15 protein-coding genes are annotated in these 21950 nt (G+C 45.4%); 6 read left to right on the top strand and 9 right to left on the bottom strand.

What is annotated here, in order from left to right:
• Positions 1–284: 284 nt before the first annotated feature.
• From HY811_12410 to HY811_12400, 3 genes are all read right to left on the bottom strand, one after another.
• The gene (locus HY811_12410) at positions 285–1130 is read right to left on the bottom strand and encodes a hypothetical protein (protein ID MBI4835607.1); all 846 of its coding nucleotides are present in this window, start codon (positions 1128–1130) and stop codon (positions 285–287) included.
• A gap of 82 nt (positions 1131–1212) precedes the next feature.
• Positions 1213–2784, bottom strand: coding sequence for a sigma 54-interacting transcriptional regulator (locus HY811_12405; GenBank protein MBI4835606.1), 1572 nt, complete (start codon positions 2782–2784; stop codon positions 1213–1215).
• 17 nt (positions 2785–2801) lie between these two features.
• Complete coding sequence (locus tag HY811_12400; protein MBI4835605.1) at positions 2802–4094, bottom strand: insulinase family protein; 1293 nt, start codon at positions 4092–4094, stop codon at positions 2802–2804.
• 219 nt (positions 4095–4313) lie between these two features.
• Here HY811_12400 and bzdO point away from each other — a divergent pair, with 219 nt between their 5' ends.
• The gene (bzdO, locus tag HY811_12395; GenBank protein ID MBI4835604.1) at positions 4314–5618 is read left to right on the top strand and encodes a benzoyl-CoA reductase, bzd-type, subunit O; all 1305 of its coding nucleotides are present in this window, start codon (positions 4314–4316) and stop codon (positions 5616–5618) included.
• Between the two features lie 14 nt (positions 5619–5632).
• Positions 5633–6421: a CoA activase gene (locus tag HY811_12390; GenBank protein ID MBI4835603.1), complete on the top strand. Its 789-nt coding sequence runs from the start codon at positions 5633–5635 to the stop codon at positions 6419–6421.
• Between the two features lie 139 nt (positions 6422–6560).
• Here HY811_12390 and larA read toward each other — a convergent pair whose 3' ends face one another.
• Both larA and metG read right to left on the bottom strand, forming a co-directional pair.
• A complete protein-coding gene (larA, locus tag HY811_12385) occupies positions 6561–7856 on the bottom strand; it encodes a nickel-dependent lactate racemase (GenBank protein MBI4835602.1) in 1296 nt (431 codons plus the stop codon).
• Between the two features lie 144 nt (positions 7857–8000).
• Positions 8001–9557, bottom strand: coding sequence for a methionine--tRNA ligase (metG, locus tag HY811_12380; protein ID MBI4835601.1), 1557 nt, complete (start codon positions 9555–9557; stop codon positions 8001–8003).
• A 123-nt stretch (positions 9558–9680) separates the two neighbouring features.
• Between metG and HY811_12375 the strand changes: the two genes are divergently transcribed.
• The 3 genes from HY811_12375 to HY811_12365 all read left to right on the top strand — a co-directional run bounded on the left by HY811_12375 (position 9681) and on the right by HY811_12365 (position 12630).
• Complete coding sequence (locus HY811_12375) at positions 9681–10850, top strand: tetratricopeptide repeat protein (protein ID MBI4835600.1); 1170 nt, start codon at positions 9681–9683, stop codon at positions 10848–10850.
• Between the two features lie 23 nt (positions 10851–10873).
• On the top strand, positions 10874–11293 hold the full coding sequence (gene ruvX, locus HY811_12370; GenBank protein MBI4835599.1) for a Holliday junction resolvase RuvX: 420 nt from the start codon (positions 10874–10876) through the stop codon (positions 11291–11293).
• A gap of 134 nt (positions 11294–11427) precedes the next feature.
• The gene (locus HY811_12365; protein ID MBI4835598.1) at positions 11428–12630 is read left to right on the top strand and encodes a glycine C-acetyltransferase; all 1203 of its coding nucleotides are present in this window, start codon (positions 11428–11430) and stop codon (positions 12628–12630) included.
• A 232-nt stretch (positions 12631–12862) separates the two neighbouring features.
• Here the strand turns inward: HY811_12365 and HY811_12360 are convergent, their stop codons facing one another.
• The 4 genes from HY811_12360 to HY811_12345 form a co-directional block, all read right to left on the bottom strand.
• Positions 12863–14296, bottom strand: coding sequence for a fibronectin type III domain-containing protein (locus HY811_12360; protein ID MBI4835597.1), 1434 nt, complete (start codon positions 14294–14296; stop codon positions 12863–12865).
• A gap of 102 nt (positions 14297–14398) precedes the next feature.
• Entirely contained in the window at positions 14399–19186 is a 4788-nt protein-coding gene (locus HY811_12355; protein ID MBI4835596.1) for a fibronectin type III domain-containing protein, read from the bottom strand.
• Between the two features lie 2 nt (positions 19187–19188).
• Positions 19189–19371, bottom strand: a complete 183-nt coding sequence (locus HY811_12350; protein MBI4835595.1) for a hypothetical protein — start codon at positions 19369–19371, stop codon at positions 19189–19191.
• A gap of 8 nt (positions 19372–19379) precedes the next feature.
• Positions 19380–19910, bottom strand: coding sequence for a hypothetical protein (locus HY811_12345; protein ID MBI4835594.1), 531 nt, complete (start codon positions 19908–19910; stop codon positions 19380–19382).
• A 403-nt stretch (positions 19911–20313) separates the two neighbouring features.
• Between HY811_12345 and pruA the strand changes: the two genes are divergently transcribed.
• Entirely contained in the window at positions 20314–21945 is a 1632-nt protein-coding gene (gene pruA / locus HY811_12340; protein ID MBI4835593.1) for an L-glutamate gamma-semialdehyde dehydrogenase, read from the top strand.
• Positions 21946–21950: the final 5 nt, after the last annotated feature.

The raw sequence follows: 21950 nt of genomic DNA, 5'->3' as shown, positions 1-21950 counted from the left end.
TATTCTATACGCTGAGGAGGATATATTACAATGGTAAGGGGAATGCATTTATTGGGTATGGGGAGTTATTCGCTTGGGTATCCGGGCATCTTCGCTATGGAATACTGGGACTCTCTCTTGGGGAGGGTAGGGTTTTTAAAAGTCTTCGGCGGTTCTGTCGAGCCGGTATTTCCCAAAAAGGATGGTTTGTATTCCGGAAAAATAGGGGGTTACAAGACGCGGTGATTGTTCCCCAGAGAAGTCACTCAGAGAGAAAGTCCCCTCTTTTTCAAGGCCCTACCAATTTATTGTTTATGCCAGCTGAATATTGCGGAAGCGAATGCATTTGAGGCTAAAAGTACTTTATGAAAACCCATAGGATGACTTCCTGGTAAGCCAGCATACGGTTTTATCCGGCCATCAAATACTTTGGCGTCTTTTAGTAAATGAGCCCCGACACCTACCCACAAAGCCATAACAGAATATTTTTCTGATTTTGTTATAATATTGTTTATTACATCCCAAGTTTTATTGTGGGATTCAGGAAGATGTTTATAACAAGCATTAATCAAATGCGTGACAAAGCGTAAAAGGAATTCAAATCCCAACCCGATAATTATGCTGTGAAAAAATATATTTCTATGTCCTCCGATACCTAAAAACGTTATATCAAGATCAGGCATCCCCCCTTCTAAATCCAACCCCCCGGCAGAAGCAAAAAACACCAGCAATGTTAAAACCACGATCGCCAGTATTTCTATTTTTTCTTCACGCGAAAGATTATAGAAACCTTCAAGCTTTTTCATCGCATCGTCTTTTGAATTTTCGGCGTATTGCTTTACGGTTTCAAAATCTTCCGATAGGGCGTTCGTAAATCCTTTTGCATAATACTTATCAATTAACGCCATAGTAGAATCACACAAATCAGACACTATCTTTTCCTTGTTATCATAAATACTTCTAACTCCTTCCCATATGTTTTGTCCAATTTCTTCCTTATGGGTAAGAGTTTCATTGAAGCTTTCAAACGTTGCGTGTAACAAAATATCTTTCCAATCATTTAAGGACATATTAGGAATAGCGGTTTCTAAATCTTTTATGATTTCAACAAACACCTTATTGCCTTTTTCTGAAACAGCTATAGTATTCACATCAATCTCCTCATTCAAATCGTGAGTTCGGGACATCCCACCGATAAAACTCCTTTATAACAAGGATATTATACCACCAGTTTTACTTCTCAGGTCTTTCTATCCCCAGTTGCTTCATCTTGGCGGAAAGGTTGGGACGGAGCATCTTCAGATACTCCGCTGCCTTGGTAATATTCCACCCATTTTCTTCGAGTGCTCTAGTGATAATGTGCTTTTCTATCTCTTTCCTGCCTTCCTTCAATATCTTGGATTGGGTCAGGCTTTCCCCTGCCGCGCCGGCAATTGATATCTTTGTCGTGGTATTTAATATATGGGGCGAAATATCCTGCGCCCTCAATGTCTCATCGCAGAGGACCGTCATCCTCTTAATCTCGTTTTCAAGCTCGCGCACGTTCCCTGGCCAGTTATAGGAAATAAATATCTTCAGCGCTTCTTTATCAAGCGCTTTCCTTTCGGAATTGGTCTCTTTGGCAATCTTATCAAGGAAGTGGTTGACCAAAAGCGGAATATCGTCCTTCCTTTCTTTTAAAGGAGGAAGCGTTATCGGTATCACGTTCAGCCTATAGAAAAGGTCTTCGCGGAATTTCTTCTGCTGGACGAGTTCCCGGATATCCTTGTTGCTGGCGGTTACCAGGCGCACATCAACTTTGAGGATTTCCTTCCCGCCGATGGGACGCAGCTCCCCTTCCTGTATGACGCGCAGGAGTTTTTTCTGCATCTCTTGGCTCATATCCGCGATTTCATCCAGGAAGAGCGTTCCTTTGTCAGCCAGCGCGAAAAGGCCTTTACGGTCCTGGTTGGCGCCGGTAAACGCGCCTTTGGCATAGCCGAAAAGCTCGGCTTCAAGCAACGATTCCGGAATCGCCGTGCAATTTTGGGAAAGGAATTTTTCCCCGGCGCGCGGCCCGTTAAAATGTATCGCCCGGGCGATAAGTTCCTTTCCGGTCCCGCTTTCGCCCTGTATCAAAACCGCGAAAGAGGTGTCCTTGGCTTTTTCCAGGAGGCGGTAGATTTCCTGCATTTTCGGGCTCTGCCCGATGATGTTGCCGTATTGATATTTAACCTGAAGCTCTTTTTCTATGGTTTCCAGCTTATCGCTCAACTGTTTATTCAAGAGATGTATTTCGGCGCGCTGGGCGGCGTTCCGGATGGCAATCGTCGCGTAAGAGGCAAATGCCTCAACCAGACTGACATCGTAATCCGAGAAAGTTTCAGATTTATTGGGCGCTTCTATTTTATTTAAGACCTCGATTACGCCTATCAAATCGCCTTCCGGGGTGATAAGCGGGGTGGAAAGGATATTGCGCGTCTTGTAGCCGGTCATCTTATCTATCAACTGCATGAAGTGCGGGTCGTTGTATGTATCCGGGCAGATTACGCTTTTGCGTTCTTGGGCAGTGTGGCCGACAATTCCCTTGCCCATGGGAACAGTGATTTTAAAATCCGCCTTCTGGGCAATCCGGCTTTCCATCTGGTTGGTTTGGGGATTATACATAAATAAGGAACTGCGCTCGGCTTTAAGGACCTCGGTTGCTTTGTTAAGGATAAACGTCAGGAGCTTATCCATATCCGGTTCTGCCACCATTGCCTTGGAAATCTCGATAAGTGAAATGAGGTCTTCCGGCCGGAGCGTTGATTTAATATCAGGGCACATAGTTATTCCGGTCTGCTTTATTTGTTAGATAAAAAGTATACCGTATCCAGCTTTACCTTATCCGCCATGCGGATAACGTCTTTCTTGGTAACCGAACGTATCTTTTCCCTCAATGTTTCCAGGGAATCCGTTCGCTGGTTGATAAGCTGTTCCAGCGTATAGCCGATATAAGAAAACGGCGTGTCGCGGATGGTTTTGTAACGGTCGTCGATGGATTTAATGGTTGCGGACATCTCATCGTCAGAGACATTGCCTTTTTTAATCTCGTTAATCTGTTCCTTGATGATATTGCCCGCCGGCTCGAATTTATCCGACCCGATGCCCGCCTGGACAAACATTAGCCCCTTGTTGCGTTCTATTGATGATGAGGCGTAATACGCCAGTCCCGCTTTTTCGCGGACATTGCAGAAAAGCTTGGAATGCGGGAATGCACCGAGTACCCCGTTAAATATCATCATCGGGAAGACATCCTCGTCACTCCAGGTGGTATAAGTGCGGAAACCCATGACCAGTTTTGCCTGCTCGGCATCCTCTGCTTTTTCCCGGATGATATTTTCCTTTTCCACTTTCTTGTTGACGAATGTTGCCGGCACTTCAGTTGAGGCCTTGTCGCGCTTTACAGAAAATATCCGCCGGACGGATTTTTCTATCTTATCCGGGCTGAACGCGCCGAGTATGAAAATATCTATCGGGTATTTATAAATAACTTCTTGGAGCCGTTTCAGTAAATCCTGCCCGGTCAGGCAATCGATATCCTCTATTCTGCCTTCTTCATAGATGCGGTAAGGCTCGGAGTGGCACATTTCCTCCACGCAGCGTTGGTGGGCATAGGCGATTTTGTTGTCTTTAAGGCCGCTTATTTCATTCCTAAGATTGCGCTTTTCCTGTGTTACATAATCCGCCGGAAGCCCATTATTCCTGACCAAAGGTTCGGCAAGAAGCCGCTTAAGGAATGTCAATCCGTTTTCCAGGACGTGCGCCTTTTCCGGCAGGAAGCGGTCTGCCACGCCTTCGAAATGGAATTCCAGGAGATGGCGCTCGCCGATTTTACTGACATCGCTCCCGAAATTTGCCCCATAAAGCGAATCCAGGAACGCCACGATTTTTCTCATATTCGGATATTTCTTGCATCCGCGCAAAAGCACGCTGGTTAAGAGGGAATTGGCGGTAACATTTTCATCCAGTGGCGTGTGGATAAAAAGCTTGAGATAAACGGTCTTGAATTGGTCTGTCGGGCATAGGTAGAGGTTAATTCCCGAACCGAGGTTTACTTTATTGAACGAGCGGATTTCTTTTTCCGTAATTTTCATGCCATAACTATAACACTTGCCAATTGAAATGTCAAAATAGTTTTCTATTTAAAAGGCGTTGTCCTTCGATAAACTCAGTATATAATAGATAACGCTTCCATCGGTTTCGGCTTCAGGACTTCGGTGATTGTTTTTATTGACATCTTTTCTGCTGGTAATTACAATGAACATTCGCCAATTAATGATGATAAAATAATTTCTATAAGGGAAGGATTTTGTATGAATAAGTATCCGACCGAACAATTAAAATGCTGGGATAAAGCCAAAGAAATCAGGATGGATTATTACAAAAACTACGCCACCGCCCGCGAAAAAGGTGCTCTGCGCTGGGCAGGGGGAGCCTGGTCTTTCGGCGCTATCCCCGCAGGATTGGGTGATGATGTCTATCCCTTGACCGGCGAGCCTTACGGAGCGTCCATCGCCTGGAACAAGGAATTCGCTTTGGAATGCCAGGAAGCCTCGGAAAAATACGGATTCGCCAGAGACCTGTGTTCCTATATGAGAAATTACTGGGGCTCGGTGCTCCTGGATAAATACGCCTTCGGCGGAAAATTTCCCAAGCCCGATTTCATGTGGCAGGACCATATCTGCTGCAGCCACGCCAAATGGTACCAGGTAGCCAGTGACCTTGAAGGCGGCATACCGACATTTTGCATTGATGTCGCGGTTGGGCCGGAGCATGAGGTAACTAAAAACCGGGTTGATTACGTGGTCGGCCAGATGCATGAAGGAATTGACTGGCTGGAAAAGACCACCAAGCGCAAATACAACGATGAGAAACTGATTAATGCCGTGTATGACGAATGCCGCGCGACTTCGGCCTGGGCAGAAGTCTGCCTTTATAATAAGGCCGTGCCGGCGCCGCTGGATGAAAAGACCATGTATTCGCTCTACGTCCTTGGGACACTCATGAAACACCACAAAATCGTGGCGGATTTCTACGAAGAACTGCGCGACGAAGTAAAAGACAGGGTAAAACGCGGTATCGCCGCCATTCCCAACGAACGTTGCCGGGTAATGAGCGATACCCAGCCGCCCTGGGCTTTCTTAAAGGTATTCAGGTATTTGGAAAAGTTCGGCTGCGTCTCGGTCGGCTCGCTTTATACCTTCGGGCTAATCGGCTTGTGGGAAGAAAAACCGGACGGCTCTTGGGGCGCTAAAACCACTCCCCAGCAGAAAGGCATCAAGATAAAGACACGCGACCAGGCTTTAAGGGTCCTGGCTGAATGGAACATTTCCAAGCCGGAATGGCAGCATTTCTATTCGCCGTCCTTGAAAAGCGATATGATGATACGAATCGCCAAGGAATGGAAACTTAACGGTGTGATGCTCCATTACAACCGCGGGTGCGAAGGCCTGTCATTGGGCATTGCCGAAAATAGATTAGCGATACAAAAAGCCGGATTCCCGGTAATGGTTTTTGAAGGCAATATGGGCGATGAAAGGGAATTCGACGAAGCGCGTACCATGACCAGAATTGATACATTCATGGAAACATTGAATCTGAAGAAACTTGAAGATTAAAAAGTAGATTAAATATGATAACCGCCGGCGTTGATATGGGAGCCAAGACCATTAAGATTGTCATTCTCAAAGATAAAAAGATTATCGGTAAATCCATGATTCTGGGCGGATTCGACCAGCGCGCCTCCGCGGAAAAGGCCTTTGCCGAAGCGCTTGCCGCGGCAAAAATATCCAGGAACGATATTGAAAGAATCACGGTTACCGGAATCGGCAAAAAAGAAGTCTATATGCACCCGCCGATTTCAGCCGACCAGGAAGTGACCGAAGTGACCGCAGATTCACGCGGCGCGGTCACCCTTTTCCCTTCTGCCCGGACCGTGGTTGATGTCGGCGCCGAAGAAGGCAGAGGCATAAAGTGCGATGCCACCGGCAAGGTCATAGATTTCGCCGTGAATGAGAAATGCGCGGCCGGAGCCGGCTCCTTTACCGAAGCCATGGCGCGCGCTTTGGAAGTGAAGACAGAGGAAATAGGAAATCTTTCCATGCAATCACAGCAGGCCGTGGCGATGAACGCCCAGTGCGCGGTCTTTGCCGAATCCGAAGTCGTCTCATTGGTCCACGCCAAAACCCCCAAGGCGGATATTGCCCGCGCGGTCCACGATGCCATTGCCAGCCGCATCACATCAATGGTGCGCCGTATCGGGATAGAAAAGGATGTGGTGCTTATCGGGGGCGTTTCCCGTAATAAGGGCTTTGTCGAATCGCTTAAGAAAAGCCTGGAAGTGGAAAACCTCCTGATTCCCGAAGAGCCGGAATACGTCGGCGCGTTAGGCGCGGCAGTCATGGCCGCGGAGAATAAATAAGCTGTTTTTCACCACAGAGACACAGAGGCAGATTATTCTTTTTATAAAGAGACCAAGAAACCAAGAATATCATGTCTTTCTGGATTCCTTATAAAGAATTGCTTTGCGTCTTTGCGGTTGAATCCGTGTTTATCCGTGGTTACAATGCCGGCACCAGATTAAACCCCTGCGGAATGATTACAACCGATGCCCTTGGCGGCAGTGATTCCAGTATCTTATCCAATGTCTCCTGCACATCTTTAACAAGATTTATTTCCATATCCTGAACCAGCTTGTCGTTAAGCGCGGTTTTCATATAGATATTAAAATCCCTTGCCTTGATAAGGGTGCATAAGGCGGTGTGCCCGTTTATCGCGAAATTGCGCCTCAAATTCTTTTCCAGTTTATCCAGGTTTTTATACTTCAGCCATGGCAGGAAAGTCTCCGAGCCGATTCCCTGGGCACATTCACCTAAAACCAGCATATTCCCACCAGACTTCAATCCCTTTGAGGCGTGCTCGATGGTTTTATGGGTTTGGATAAAGGTTATATCCGAAGGGAATCCCCCGGCGGAAGCGATAATGAAATCGGCTGGTTTGTCAAGCTTCCTGGTATATGTTTTCTTAACCAGGGCGCAGCCTTTTTCATGCGCTTTTCTTATATCGCCGCAGGAAAAGTGAGAAACCTCGCGCTCGGAATTCAAGACCATATCTATGGAAAATAGCACTTTCCCCTTCGCTTTAAGGAGCTCTATAATTTCCATAAGGTCATTGTGCATCGGGTTTCCGGCGAGCCTGCCAATCGTGGCATTCGGATGCTTCCCGGTTTTCGGTTCCGGATTTAATGCCAGGCGGTGGTTATTAAGAACGGTATTATAGTCTGCGCATCCGGGTGTAATCAGTTTCCGTCCTCCCGAAAACCCGGCAAAGTAATGGAACTGTATCACCCCGCAGGTGATAATCTTATCCGCTTCGGTTATCGCGCGGTTTAAAGACGCCTCGGTCCCGCGAGATGTCCGGCCGACATATTCGAGTTGCTTGGCGTCGCGGCAGTCGTGGTCTACTATCTTAAACGTTCTGTAAATCTTTTCTCCCATCAGTGCCTTCAGTTCCTCTTTTGAATGGGCCGGATGGGTGCCGCGCGCGATGATAATGGTGATATCTGATTTCGGAATCCCGCACGCCTTAAGCCGCTGTACCAGGATTTCTAAGACCAGCTGGGAATAACCCCTGCGGCTTTTATCCGGTATGGCGATTGTTACCTTATCGCCTTTCCTGAAATTACGATTGAAGGGCAACGCATTGATGGGCTTATCCAGCGCCTTGTTTAGTGTCTGCTTAAAATTACCCACCGGAGGCGTTTTCTTTATATCCAGCACCTTAAACTTTATATGGTCGGGAATCCTGAGCCTGATTTGGCTTTTGCCGTAAGGAAGAAAGATTGTTTTATCTTTCATAAAACTTTATAGTAATTTGCCACCAAGGCACCAAGACACGAAGAAATTCTTAGTGCCTTTGAGTCTTAGCCCCGCTCCATCCCGCTTTGCGGGATTTCGGGGACACCCGATAATAGGGAGTCCCAGAATGAGGTGGCTATCATTTTATTTATCCTCAATCCGCGGGAACAGGGGCTTTGACTTGGAGACCTTCCCCTTCACCTGTCCCCACTCAAGCGCCTTGGGTATCTGTAAATGCGGCGGCGTTTTAAATCCGTCGGATTTACCGTCGCCTATTCCCAACTGCAACAGTATCGCATCCGCCGTTCCCGGCATAAAAGGCGAAATCCAGACCGCGATAATTCTTATGGTCTCGACCAGTGTATATAAAACCGGTTTTAGCCGTTCCGGATTCTGTTTTGCCAGCGACCAGGGCTTGGTTTCTTCTATGAATTTATTGGCGCGCTTGACCACTTCCCAGATTCTTTCCAGCGCCGCGCTGAACTGGAGTTTGCCCAGTTCCTTATCCACGCTTACCTTCAAGCCTTCAAGCATTTCCCTGAGCTCTTTTGAATCCGCTGCGTCCGGCATATACGGGATTTCTCCCTGGAAATATTTTTCTATCATGGTGAGCGTCCGCAGAAGGAGATTGCCCAAATCGTTCCCCAAATCGTTATTATAGCGTCCCATTAAAGCCGGGTAGGAAAAATCCCCGTCGAGGCCAAACGGCACTTCGCGCAGTAAGAAATAACGGACGCCATCAACCCCGAATTTGTCCACCACGTCCTGCGGGTAAACGACATTGCCCTTGGATTTGGATATCTTTTCTGAGTTCATCGTCCACCAGCCGTGGGCAAAGACCTGCTTGGGCGGTTCCACCCCGGCGGAAAAGAGCATCGCCGGCCAGATGACCGTGTGGAACCAGAGGATGTCTTTGGCGATAAGGTGAATCTCTGCCGGCCAGAGTTTCCGGAATTGCTTCTCGTCAGCCGGATAGCCGATTGCCGAGATGTAATTAATCAGCGCGTCAAACCAGACCCAGATAACCTGCGTGGGGTCGTCCGGCATATTCACTCCCCAGTCGAATGCCGAGCGGCTGATTGAGATATCGTCGATTCCCGTTTCCAGCCGGTAAATTATTTCATTATACCTGCTCTTGGGCAGGACGAAATCCGGATGCGCCTTGAAATGTTCCAGCAATTTATTCTGGTATTTGGAAAGCCTGAAAAAATAGTTGGTTTCTTCGGTATGCTCGGCAGGACGCTTGCAAATCGGGCATAAGGGCGTCGCCACGCCGGCCTGCTCTTTCAGCTCATCTTTAAGTAGATACCGCTCGCACGGGACGCAATACCAGCCGGCGTATTTGCCTTTGTAGATATCGCCGGATAAAGAAATCTTACGGAAGAGTGCCTGGACGGCCGCCTCGTGCTTCGGGTCGGTTGTGCGGATAAATCCGTCGTTGGTGATATTGAGCATCTGCCAGACCTCCTGGTATTTGGGAACGAGCGTATCGACCAGTTCCTTGGGGGTGATGCCTTTTTCCTTGGCGGTGCGGGCGATTTTCTGCCCGTGCTCGTCCGTCCCTGTCAGGTAGAATACCTCGTCACCCTTCATCCGGTGGTAGCGCGCCAGGACGTCGCCCGCAATGGTCGTGTATGCCGTGCCGATGTGCGGCTCCGCATTTACATAATATATGGGTGTCGTGATATAAAATTTAGCCATAATTGATTAATTTATATCAGAATAGGCGCAATTGTAAAGTAAAAACAGGTGTCTTTTGCTTGCTTTTCGTATATAATTAAATTAGGATATATTTTTCTTTTTATACAAAGAAAGGAGAATATTATGAAGATATACACTGGAATACTTATGGTTTTGGTTCTTGGTCTTTTCTTAGTCATAGGATGCGCTTCTTCAAGCAATATAACACAGGCTAATAATTATTTTGAACAAGGAATAAAATATCTTGAACAGAAAAATGCCGATATGGCAATTGCTAATTTCAACAAGGCGATTGAGTTTAATCCGAATCATGTAGATGCTTATTACAACCGCGGCTATACTTATCTTGCAGGAAAAGGTGAAGGCAAGCCGGCCATTACGGATTTTACCAAGGTAATCATGTCTAATCCTGCTTACCCTGAGGTTTATTTCTATCGAGGCATGGCTTATGAAAAAGAAGGGGATAATATTAATGCCCTGTCAGATTATTCAGAAGATATAAAAATTAATCCGAAACATACGGAAGCATATATGAACCGCGGAATAATTTATGAAGTATTGGGAGAATATAAAAAGTCATTGGCTGATTATGATATAGTAATTAAACTGGATCCGGAAAACCCGCGTACTTACCTTAATCGCGGTATCGTCTACCAGAAAAATAACGATTACGCCAACGCCATTGCGGATTTTACTAAAGCAATCAAGATGGAGCCGTCTTTTGATAAAGCCTATGTCAACAGGGGTTTTAATTATTACACAAGCGGTGATTTGAAAAATGCGATGGTAGATTATAACCAGGCAATTAAAATTAACCCTAACTTTGCCGCCGCTTATATGGGATTAGGATTGGTTCATAAAACTTCCGGTAATTTGGATAAGGCCATCGAATATTATAATAAAGCCCTGAATATTAAACCTGATTTTGCTGATGTGTATAAATGCCGCGGTTCGGCTTTACATATGAAAGGCGATTACGAAGCAGCAGTTAAGGATTACAGCAAAGCACTTGAACTGAATCCCAAAATGTTTGATACGTATTATAACCGGGGGCTTTCTTACGAAAACCTTCAGGAATTTGATAAAGCCATTGCCGATTATAATCAGGTGACAAAATTTAATCCAAAGGATACCGACGCTTATTTCAGCATCGGTTTATGTTATGTCCAAAAAAGAGATGCCGTTCGGGCTGAAGAGAACTTTAAGAAAGTTCTTGAAATCGACCCTAATCATCAAGATGCCAAAGACGCCCTTAAAGAGATGGAAAGGATAAAAGAAGAATCCCAGCAGTAAATATAAATGTAACGTTCTGATTTATGCGCATTTTAGGGATTGATTACGGGACTAAAAGGGTCGGCGTGGCTATTACGAATGATAAAGAAACCCTGGCGCTCCCGCATAGCGTCATAGAGACCGAAGACTCCGCGGAAAAGCTTTCCGCCATCGGTGATATCGCCCGTTCAGAAAATATCGGCAAAATCGTCATCGGCATCCCTTATAAATATGACGGGTCATTGGGAGAGCGCGCCAAAACCGTCCTTGCCTTTGCCGAGTCCTTAAGGAAAGAACTTTCGCTCCCTGTCGAGACGTATGACGAGCGGCTTTCCAGCGTGGAATCGGAAGAGCGCCTGCGTGAGATAAAGATGAGCCGGCAGGATAAAAGGAAACGCATCAACGCCGTTGCCGCACAGCTGATTTTGCAGGGGTATCTGGATAGTAAAAAGCCGGTTGGATAAAGAGCAAATTATTTTGACCGGATTTTGGATTAGAGTAAGATTAAATTGATGTATATCCCGCCCGCTGAAGAGGCGGAACCAGCCCTGACCCCGAAAGCATTCGGGGTCGGGGGCGTTTGAAAGGAGATTGAGATATGGCAGGATTGGATTTCTTACAACCTTATCTGGACGACTTGAAAGCCAAAGGGATTTATAATTACGTCAAGGTGGTGGAAAGCGCGCAGACGCCCACCTGCATCGTCAACGGCAAAAAGGTGGTGAACCTTTCTTCCAATAATTACCTCGGGCTTGCCACCCACCCCAAGCTTAAGGATGCGATGATAAAGGCGACCGAGAAATGGGGCGCTGGCGCCGGCGCGGTCCGTCCGATTATCGGCACCATGTCCGTCCACAAGGAGCTGGATGAAAAGCTGGCGAAATTCAAGAAAGTGGAATCCGCGCTAACATTCGTGGCAGGCATCGCCGCCAACCGGGGTTGTATTCAGGCGATTCTGACCAATCCGCTGAATAAAGACGAGGAAGGCGAATACGTCGTCATCAGCGACGAGCTTAACCACGCCAGCATTATTGACGGCGTCCGCTTAACCAGAGCGAAAAGGCATATCTATAAGCATAAGGATATGGCCGACCTGAAGAAGGTGTTGGAGGAAAACAAGGGCGCTCCGCGCATCATGATTATAACGGACGGCGTTTTCAGCATGGACGGAGATATCGCACCCTTAGATAAGATTTACAAGCTTGCCAAGGAATACGGGGCATTCACCATGGTGGATGACGCGCATGGGGAAGGTGTCCTCGGTAAAAACGGGCGCGGGACGGTTGACCACTTCGGGCTTCACGGCAAGTGGGATATCGATATGGGCACGCTTTCCAAGGCGCTTGGAAGTTTGGGCGGCTATATCGCCGGGACAAAGAACCTGACCGAATATCTGGTGCACCAGGCGCGTCCGTTCCTGTTCTCGACGGGTCATCCTCCGGGAGTGGCGGCGGCATGCATCGCCGCGTTGGAAGTGCTGGAAAGCGAGCCGGAAATCCACGCGAGATTATGGGAGAACGCGGATTTCTTTAAAAAAGGTTTGAGGCAGTTGGGATTGGATATAGGCGAGACCGAGACCCCGATTGCGCCGATTATCGTGGGAGAGGAACGGAAGGCGATGGAACTTGCCAAGAAGCTATTTGAAGAGGGCGTTCTGGGGGTGGGAATCGTATTCCCGACCGTGGCAAGGGGCAAGGCGCGCGTTCGGACGATTGTGACGGCGACGCATACAAAAGAGGAACTGACCTTCGTGCTGGACAAAATCGGCAAATGCTGCAAAGCGCTGGGGATAATCAAGTAAATCATTACAAGATAACTTTAATGTGATTTTCAGTGGTTAGGGCGATAGCCCTATACCATAAATAATCCAGTAACGGAAACAATAAAGCAGGGGGAGGAGCCGAAACTCCTTACCCTTGTTTTTTTATAATGTTATTAGCTAAAATATACGAATCTTTTATCAAGAATTCACGCGGATTTTTTTAGGGGTTTTCGTTTCTTTATTATAGTAACATTTCTCATATTCATTCCTTTCATTTATTTGTTGCATATTTCAGGTTATTATTAACCTCATCATAATAACTAATATGGATTTTATTATCAGAATCAACAGCGATTGAAGTAGATTTAGTGTGCCTGTTTGAGCCAATATCATCAATAATTATTCTAACCCAATTTCCATTTTTATTTGTGGCATATTTAAGCTCACCCTTGTTACCGTAATAACTAATGTGCGCTTTATTATTTTGGTCTAACGCAATGGAGATGGACCATCCCGCATTTCCTAAATCATGCTGTTCCGAAGATTCCGCTTGCTCAATAGTAGAAACGACCCAACTTCCGCCGGCGTTTGTTGCATATTTAAGAGGGCCGGAACCGCTGTTACAACCGCTTAAATAACTTATATGAAGCTTATTATTAGAATCTATAGCCATTGAAGGAAAACGAGCCTGCTCCGAAGAAATATTGAAAGCCATCCATGCCCCGAAATTATTTGTTGCGTATTTGAGAACGCCTCTGCTTGTATAAACAACATGGATTTTATTGCTTGAATCTACCGCAACAGAAGGGCTTTCGCATTGGCCGGTATTGTCCAACGAAAAAGTATTCCACGAGCCTGTTTCATTTGTAGCATATTTAAGCGCATAATCATCGGCATCCCGATATACAATATGGATAACGGAAGGGGCGACTGTTTCAGACAATGCAATATCAGAAAAATGGATATTGTTAAACGATTTATTAATAACAGAAATTTCCCAATTGCTTGGAGTTTTAACCGCATACTTAATTAAGCTATCGGCTCCTCCCTTAAAGTCAGGAGAAGCATAGCATATATGAATTTTATTATTTATATCTGAAATGATAGAGGTGGTAAGCCATGCTTTTTCTATCGTAAAAGTGTTCCATGTGCCCGTGATATTTGTAGCGTATTTTAGCCAATAATACTGACCATAATAAATATAGCTAATATGGATTTTTCCGTTTGAATCAACCGTTATACAATTATCTCCATCGACCTTGTTTACTCCTTTGCTATCAATCACTGATGTTTTCCAAGTATCCCCGGAACTATTTGTAACAGCACTGGCCGTAGAATAACCAGAATTACCGGATGAATTGTATGCGGATACTCGATAATAATATCTTGTATTACTAGTCAGCCTGTGAACAATATATGAGGTAACGCCAGTATTAACCGTACCGAGATGATAATATTCTTCTCCATCAAGGCTTTGCTCTATTTTAAACCCGTCTTCATTGGTAGAATTATCCTGCCAGAACAAATCTATTTGCGAAGATGATACGGCATTCGCACTAAGAAATGATGGGATCAATGGAATATCCCCGCTACTCCCGCTGAGAATGTCTTCCAAATCTTCCTTGTTCATTTGGGGGCACCCTTGCGATGCCATGGTCAGCCAAGAGGCGCTGATTACCAGAATCGTAAGTATTATCTTTTTCATATTTGTTCCTTTCATTGACATGGGATTATGACGGTTGATTCATACTTAATATTTATTCTCCTACTTTAGTCGGCACCGTCCTGTCAAAGGTATTATTAAAAACTAATTAGTTACAACCTTAAAAACGGCGCTTTCAATCTTATCATTGTTCCAATATTCAAGTCTTATTTTTATATTGTCTGAAACCGCTTCTTGGGGAATAGTCCATAAATAACTATTGGTTCCTTTCAGGCAGGGTGTTATCACAATCACCGTCGGATTGCCGTCTTTCAGGTAAGATACGGTAATCACTAAAGGCGAATCCGAGTTGTAAGTCCACTGGATAGCGACATTTTGACCGACCGTAAAAGTTTCTCCCGGTGTGGAGGGCGGGCAGATTATTTGTAATTTAGGCCTTATCTTAAAAACTACAGATTCGCCCTCGGCGCTTAACGCTGCATTTATCCCAATCTGTGTTACCCTTATCTTTACATCATCCCTGTTTAAATCAGGGACATTGGTTAAGATATAACTACCGAGATTCCCCAATGTCTTCGCCGGCGTCGAAGATACGATTTGTTTCCATTGCCCGGCAGGATTATCCCAATAATCCAGCCTGACATTTTCCATTGTTCCGTTTATTGTCCAGGTAATCAGCTCAGGGTCGCCTAAATACCAGGTCGTGGAGGAATCAGGGTTATTTACGGTTATTTTCCCTTTAACCGTCATATTATAATCGCTCTCATCATAGATGGTTGAATCCGAATACATTGCCATCCTGACTTTAAATGTCGAGGTGATGGCATCGGGCATGATTATGCTGAGGGAAGCCTGTCCGTTTTCGACCCCGATTATGCCCTGCCCGTTTTCAAAGGTGGTCCAAATCCCGTCGCCTTTAGACCACTGCACGTTAACCTGACCGATTCCACCGCCCGAACCATAGGTCGTCCAGTTAATGGTTTTTGCCTCGCCTACTTTCCAGACCATGAATTCCACATTCGGCGAATCTAAGTGGTAATAACCGCGTATCTTGAATGATGAAACCTGGGTGCTTGAAACCGTGCAGTCGCTAAAATCAGTAATTCGTATCTTGCAAGACGGCTGGATATCATTTGGGACACGCCATAAATAACTGCCTGAATTAGCCACGAAATATGGAGTTATCACTTTGGAGAAATTAATTCCATCACTTGAATATGTCAAAAGAACCCAATTGGCCTGGGCAATCGGTGTCCAGTTAATCGTGGCGATTTCGCCGACCTTAACGATGTTTAACCCCAAGGAGCCGGTTACACTTATGTCCACAAAATCAGCCCTAATCTTAAATGTATTTGCAGATACGCTTGACACGTCATTATCTGTTTGATGCTTTATCCTTATTCTTACGGTCTGGCAATACATGTCATTCGGGATGGCAAAGGCATACCAATTGGTGCCGCTGATATTTGCATAACCTATTGATGAACTGGCTCCTGCTGAACCGTTTATGGCATTAGGCAATGGTTGCCAGTTGGCATCATTCCTGTCCCATTCGAGGTTTACCACGACTGGGTGTGTGCCCGTACATATCCAGTTAATTGTTAACGGGTCTCCGACTGTATATGCTTCTCCACTAGTTGCGCCGGGCGATGTTATTTTCAATTCCGGTTTTACCTTAAAAACCGTCCCATCTTTTTTGACCATAGAATCATTGTCTTCCTCTATCCTTATCTGCACATCATCCGATATTGCCGCATCCGGCACTTTCCACATATAACTATTGGTTCCTTTTATATTCGGCCTGGTGGTTATATAATTTGGGGCGGCATCTTTTAAGTAATACAGTTTTACACTTGATAATGAGTCTGCATTGCTCACCCATTGGATAATCTGCTCCCTCCCCACTCTGCATATCCCGACGACAGGTATCACAACTCCTAAGGACGCCTTAATCTTAAAACTGCCGCTATCCATATAATTAGCGTGATTACTCGCCTCGCATATCCTGATTTTTACCGTATAGCCGCTTGAGACATCGTCCGGCACGCTGGGTAATGAGTAGTATCTCGTTCCAATTCCACCGGCCACCCCCAAGGCCAATGGTTTCGTATCGGTCCAATCACCTTTGACCGAATAATAAATATCGACTGGATTGACGATGGCGGTTGTCGTCCACGTAATTATCTGATTGATATCGCCGACCGTCCATTCCTGGTTTAATGATGGGCTTGCAATCCCGCTAATGGTCGGGGTTACATCCGGCGGAGAATAAACGAATGTGGTGGCAGAAGCTTCATTTGAATAAGCGCTGTCTGTTCCGGCCGAGTTATATGCCCGGACCAGATAGTAATAGGTGGTGTTTTCCGCTAGTTCCTGATTGGAGTAAGAAGTGATATTCGGACCGACGATGGCGGCCAATTGATAAACACCGCCCAATCCGGTACGGCGTTCTATCTTGAATCCAGCCTCATCAGATGAATTATCAACCCAGAACAGATTAATCTGGGACGAAGACACGGAAGTGGCACTCAAAGCCGATGGGGCATTAACCATAGAACTGGGTGGCTCAAAAGTAGTCGTAGATGCCACATTGGAATAAGTAACGCCGGATTCGAAGGATATTTTTATTCTATAATAGTAAGTAGTTGATATAGCTAAACCTGTATGAATATAAGAAGTCGTATTTGACCCAATCCAAGTTTGATGGCAAAAAGAAACTTCTGAACTGTCCCTCCATTGGAGACAATGTTGAATATATTGATTCTCAGGATTATATGCCCAGGTAAGATTAATCTGAGAAGATGATACGGCTGTAGCACTCAAATTAGAAGGCGCCTCAGGAATTGGGTCAGACGGTGACTCAGCAAATGTTGTTGCAGATAATTGGTTAGAATAGGCGCTATTACCGCTTGTATTGTAGGCGCGTACCCGATAATAATAAGTGGTTGACTCAACCAATCCAGTATTATGATAGATATTAGTATTCGCTCCGACTGTGGCTATCTGGGTAAAACTTATTCCGTTGAAACTACGTTCTATTATAAAACCATCTTCGTTATCAGAATTACCAACCCAGCTGAGATTAACTTGTGAATATGAAATTACCATAGCGCTTAGATCAGAAGGTGCGGCAGGAGGACTATGAGGTGGTTCCTGAGTTGTTATTTGAGTCGGAACAAGTCGGTCCGTATTATCCCCAAGCCCTAATCTTCCGTCCCAATTCATACCACACATCCAAAGAGTTTTATTCTTTTTAATAATTGCGGTATGATAGCTTCCGGCTGCGATAGCCAGCCAATCAGTATCTAATCCAACTTGTGTTGGTATTAAATATCTGTCAAAATTGCCTAGCCCTAATTGTCCGCAGTTATACCCCCATGCCCAAAGAGTCCCATTGGTCTTGATGGCTAAAGAGTGTCCCATTCCCGCACTGATTGTTTCCCAATCATCATCCGTTCCTACTCTAACGGGGACATTTCTATCTATTGTATCTCCTAATCCTAATGCCTCATCGCGCCCCCAAGCCCAAAGTGTGCTATCGGTTTTCAGGGCAATATTATGTTCACTTCCGGAGGAAATTATTTTCCAATTTGTATCCGTTCCGATTTGCGCGGGGGTTTTGCTGGAATTTACATCGCCAAGCCCCAATGCTCCGCAACAACTATCTCCCCAGGACCAAATAGTCCCATCTGTTTTTAATCCGACAGAATGGTTCCCGCAATCAACTGAACTCCAATTAGTAGCGGTTCCGACTTGCGTAGGCACATAACGATTAATTTCATCGCCAAGCCCTAATCTTCCGCCATCATTACAACCCCATGCCCAAAGCGTACCATCAGCTTTTATGGCAAAAGACTGAGACCCGGCAGCAATAAATTTCCAATCAGTATCAGTTCCTACCCTATTAGGGATATAACGAGAATATCTATCGCCAAGTCCTAATTGACCATGACAATTAAACCCCCAAGCCCATAATGAACCATCTTGTTTTAAGGCAAGCGTATGCCCCCCTCCGGCTGCAATAGCTTTCCAGTCATTGTCTTTCCCTATTCTTACAGGTACTAACTGAGGAGATGTATCAGCTCCAAGCCCTAATTGACCAAAATAATTATCTCCCCAGCCCCAAAGAGAGCCATCAGACATTAAAGCAATTGTAGAAGAGCTATTGGCAGAAACTGTTATCCAATAGCTATTTGGTTGAGGGGTTATTATATTATGTGATTCGATAGAATTATCTATAAACGGTGTGGTAATGTCTAATATGTTTGAATAGGGGCTAGTTCCTATTGAGTTCATTGTTCGCATTCTATAATAATAAGTGGTTTCCGGAGTAAGGTCGCTAATGAAATAAAAAGGGTGATTATAAATCATACTGGCAATCCTGGTAAAACTGCTTCCATTTATGCTCTGTTCTAATTCGTAATCATAATTATTGCTTTCATCATAATCCCAATATAAATCCGCTCGAAATGGGGATACCGCTGTCGCTGTAAACCCTCTAGGAACCTGCGGCAACATATACGCAGGAATTAATGTTGATGCCGAAACCTCATTTGATAATAAACTCTCTCCTGCAATATTATATGCCTTTATACGATAGCAGTAAGTTTTATTGTTTATTAAACCGGTGTCGGTGTAAGAAATAACATTCGCATTAACAGTTGCAATTTGAGAATAATTCGCATCTCCGGAAGATTTTCGTTCTATTTTAAAACCAGATTCGTCATTTGAATTATCTTTCCAGAAAATAGTTACTCCCGTTTCGGAACGGCCTGTTATCTCTAAATTTGAAGGCGCATTAGGGATACAAACACTGCTTCCCGATGTTGTTTCAGTGTTGTCTTTAGCTGTTTCATTGATAGGGCAGCCAGTGGGCGCCATGGTTAGCCAGCATGAGCTTATTACCAGAATTGTTAGCATCGCTTTTTTCATACTCATTCCCCCCATTTATATGAAACTATAACAGTTGTGTTCGGTTTCTCTGTTTGGGCCGTTAGTTCTGTTTGGGAAACCGGAGGCAGGTTTTCTTTAGCCGGTTGATTCAATAATAATACTGCACCTAATATCATCACCGCCACCGCGCTAACAACTAACAACCATAAACTGATTACTTTCATATATATCCCTATCTGGTTATAACCGGCATGGATTCGCCATTCACCCATTCTGCCGTTTGGACCTTAAAACTCTCTTGGGCAATATTCTGGGTCGGCTTGGCAAATCTTGTCCTCTCTGCTAAACTAATAAGTTCTGAACTCTGCCGGGCAACGCATTCACCGTCCGGACCAAGTACGCTGATATTTAACCTATTTTCCCTTTCAGGCGCGCCTTGGGATTTATTCGCCATCCAACCCTTAACAACTGGTTTAGCCGTCTTGCCAGCTTTTGCCTTTGCTTTTACAATTATATCCTTAAAATAGCCGGCCGCGATTCTCTTTACATTCAATACAAAGATAATCCAGCCCACGACGCAGACGATAATGAATTTCTCCAGCCAGCCCAGCGCCGCGAGACTATCAAACGCATGCTTCGCCTGATTGATAGCCGATGAACCGGAACCTAAAAGCGCGGTCGCGGAAAGAATGCCGATTGATACTAAAAGAAGGCTTATTTTTACCGCTCCTTTGGACATCATTTTGTTATTTATCTTTTTCATATCTCATCACCTCATCTTACTATATAGCAAATTGTATGCCAGAATGGTAAAATTCAGTTAATTAGTGATTAGAGATTAGTTAATTGGTTGATTTTATTAAAGTTGGAAAAGTAGAATTATTTTAGGCCGGACCGCCTAAAAGGACCAAAACCGTATAAAAAGCGTATGATTATACATACGGCGTATATATATTAATACGATATCCATACGGTCAGGGTAAAGGGTACATTTCACCACAGAGGACACAGAGAGAGACAGTTAATTATTAAATTCATAATATAAAATCAAAGTAATTTCTCTGTGAACTCTGTGGTGGAATAATCTCTTCAGTTATTTTTGACAATGGCTAAAATAGTTATTATAATATTTTTTTGCACCAGCATAATTAATAAGGAGAGTGACTATGGACAAGGCTATATTTAAGTTTGAATCCCCTAAGAACGAATCGATTTACACCTATGCCCCGGGCAGTCCGGAAAGAGGGAAACTGGTCGATGAACTGGAAAGGCTAAGCAAAGAGCAAATAGAAATACCGCTCATAATCAACGGGAAGGAAATCCGGACCGGGAAAACCGGCAAGGTCGTCATGCCCCATGACCACAGGAAAACACTGGCGGTTTATCACCAGGCCACGGATAAAGAGGTAAAGCTGGCCATCAAAGCGGCGCTTGAGGCTAAAATCCAGTGGCAAGGCATTTCCTGGATTGAACGCTCTTCTATCATGCTCAGAGCCGCGGAACTCTTATCCGAACGCTATCGTTATCTAATCAACGCCGCCACTATGCTGGGTCAAGGCAAGAGTGTTTACCAGGCGGAAATCGACGCGGCCTGCGAAACGATTGATTACCTGCGTTTCAATGTCTATTTCGCCTCGGAGATTTACCAGCTCCAGCCAAAATCCGACCATACCCAACTCAACCGGATAGAATACCGCCCACTTGAAGGCTTTGTCTTTACCGTCACGCCGTTTAACTTCACGGCGATTGCGTCCAACCTAAACATGTCCCCGGTATTGATGGGCAATACCACAGTCTGGAAACCGGCTTCGACCTCGCTATTTTCCAATTATTACCTCATGAAGATTTTCCAGGAGGCGGGGCTTCCGCCGGGCGTGGTTAATTTCGTCCCGGGCAGTGGCTCGGTAATCGGCAATGCCGCCGTCAACCACCCTGATTTATCGGGCATACACTTTACCGGCTCAAACGGCACTTTTAACAACTTATGGAAAATGGCGGCCGGGAATATCGGGACATACAAATCCTACCCAAGAATCGTCGGGGAAACCGGCGGCAAGGATTTCATCTTCGTCCATAACTCAGCCGACCCGGTGGAAGTTGCCACGGCAATGGTCCGCGGCGGCTTCGAATACCAGGGGCAGAAATGCTCAGCCGCTTCGCGCGCTTACATACCGAAATACCTGTGGAATAAAACGAAACAGCACCTCCTGGAAATGATTGAGGAAATAAAAGTCGGCGGCGTGGAAGATATGTCCAATTTCATGAACGCGGTCATAGACGAGCCTTCCTTTGACAATATCATGCGCTATATCAAGAAAGCCAAGGCTTCGCGTGAGGCGAAAATCCTGGCCGGCGGGACGGGCGATAAATCCAAAGGGTATTTCATCCAGCCGACCGTTATCGAGGTGACCGACCCCAATTTCGTAACCATGCGGGAAGAAATCTTCGGCCCGGTAATGAGCGTTTTCGTCTATAACGATAAGGATTTTGAGAAGACCCTGCGTATTTGCGACCAAACTTCGCCCTATGCCTTAACCGGCGCGGTCTTTTCTTATGACAGGTACGCCCTGGTCAAGGCCTGCCAGATATTGCGCTACGCGGCCGGTAATTTTTATTATAACGACAAGCCGACCGGAGCGATGGTCGGGTTGCAGCCTTTCGGCGGGGCACGCGGATCGGGCACCAATGATAAGGCCGGCGGTGCTTTAAACCTGACACGCTGGACCAGCCCCCGGACGATAAAAGAGACATTAGTGCCGGCCAGGGATTTTAGATATCCTTTTATGAATAATGAATAATTCCG

Source organism: Planctomycetota bacterium (assembly GCA_016207825.1).
GTDB lineage: Bacteria > Planctomycetota > MHYJ01 > JACQXL01 > JACQZI01 > JACQZI01.
Note: the sequence above shows the minus strand (reverse complement) of the source record. Positions and strands in the feature narration are given on the sequence as shown.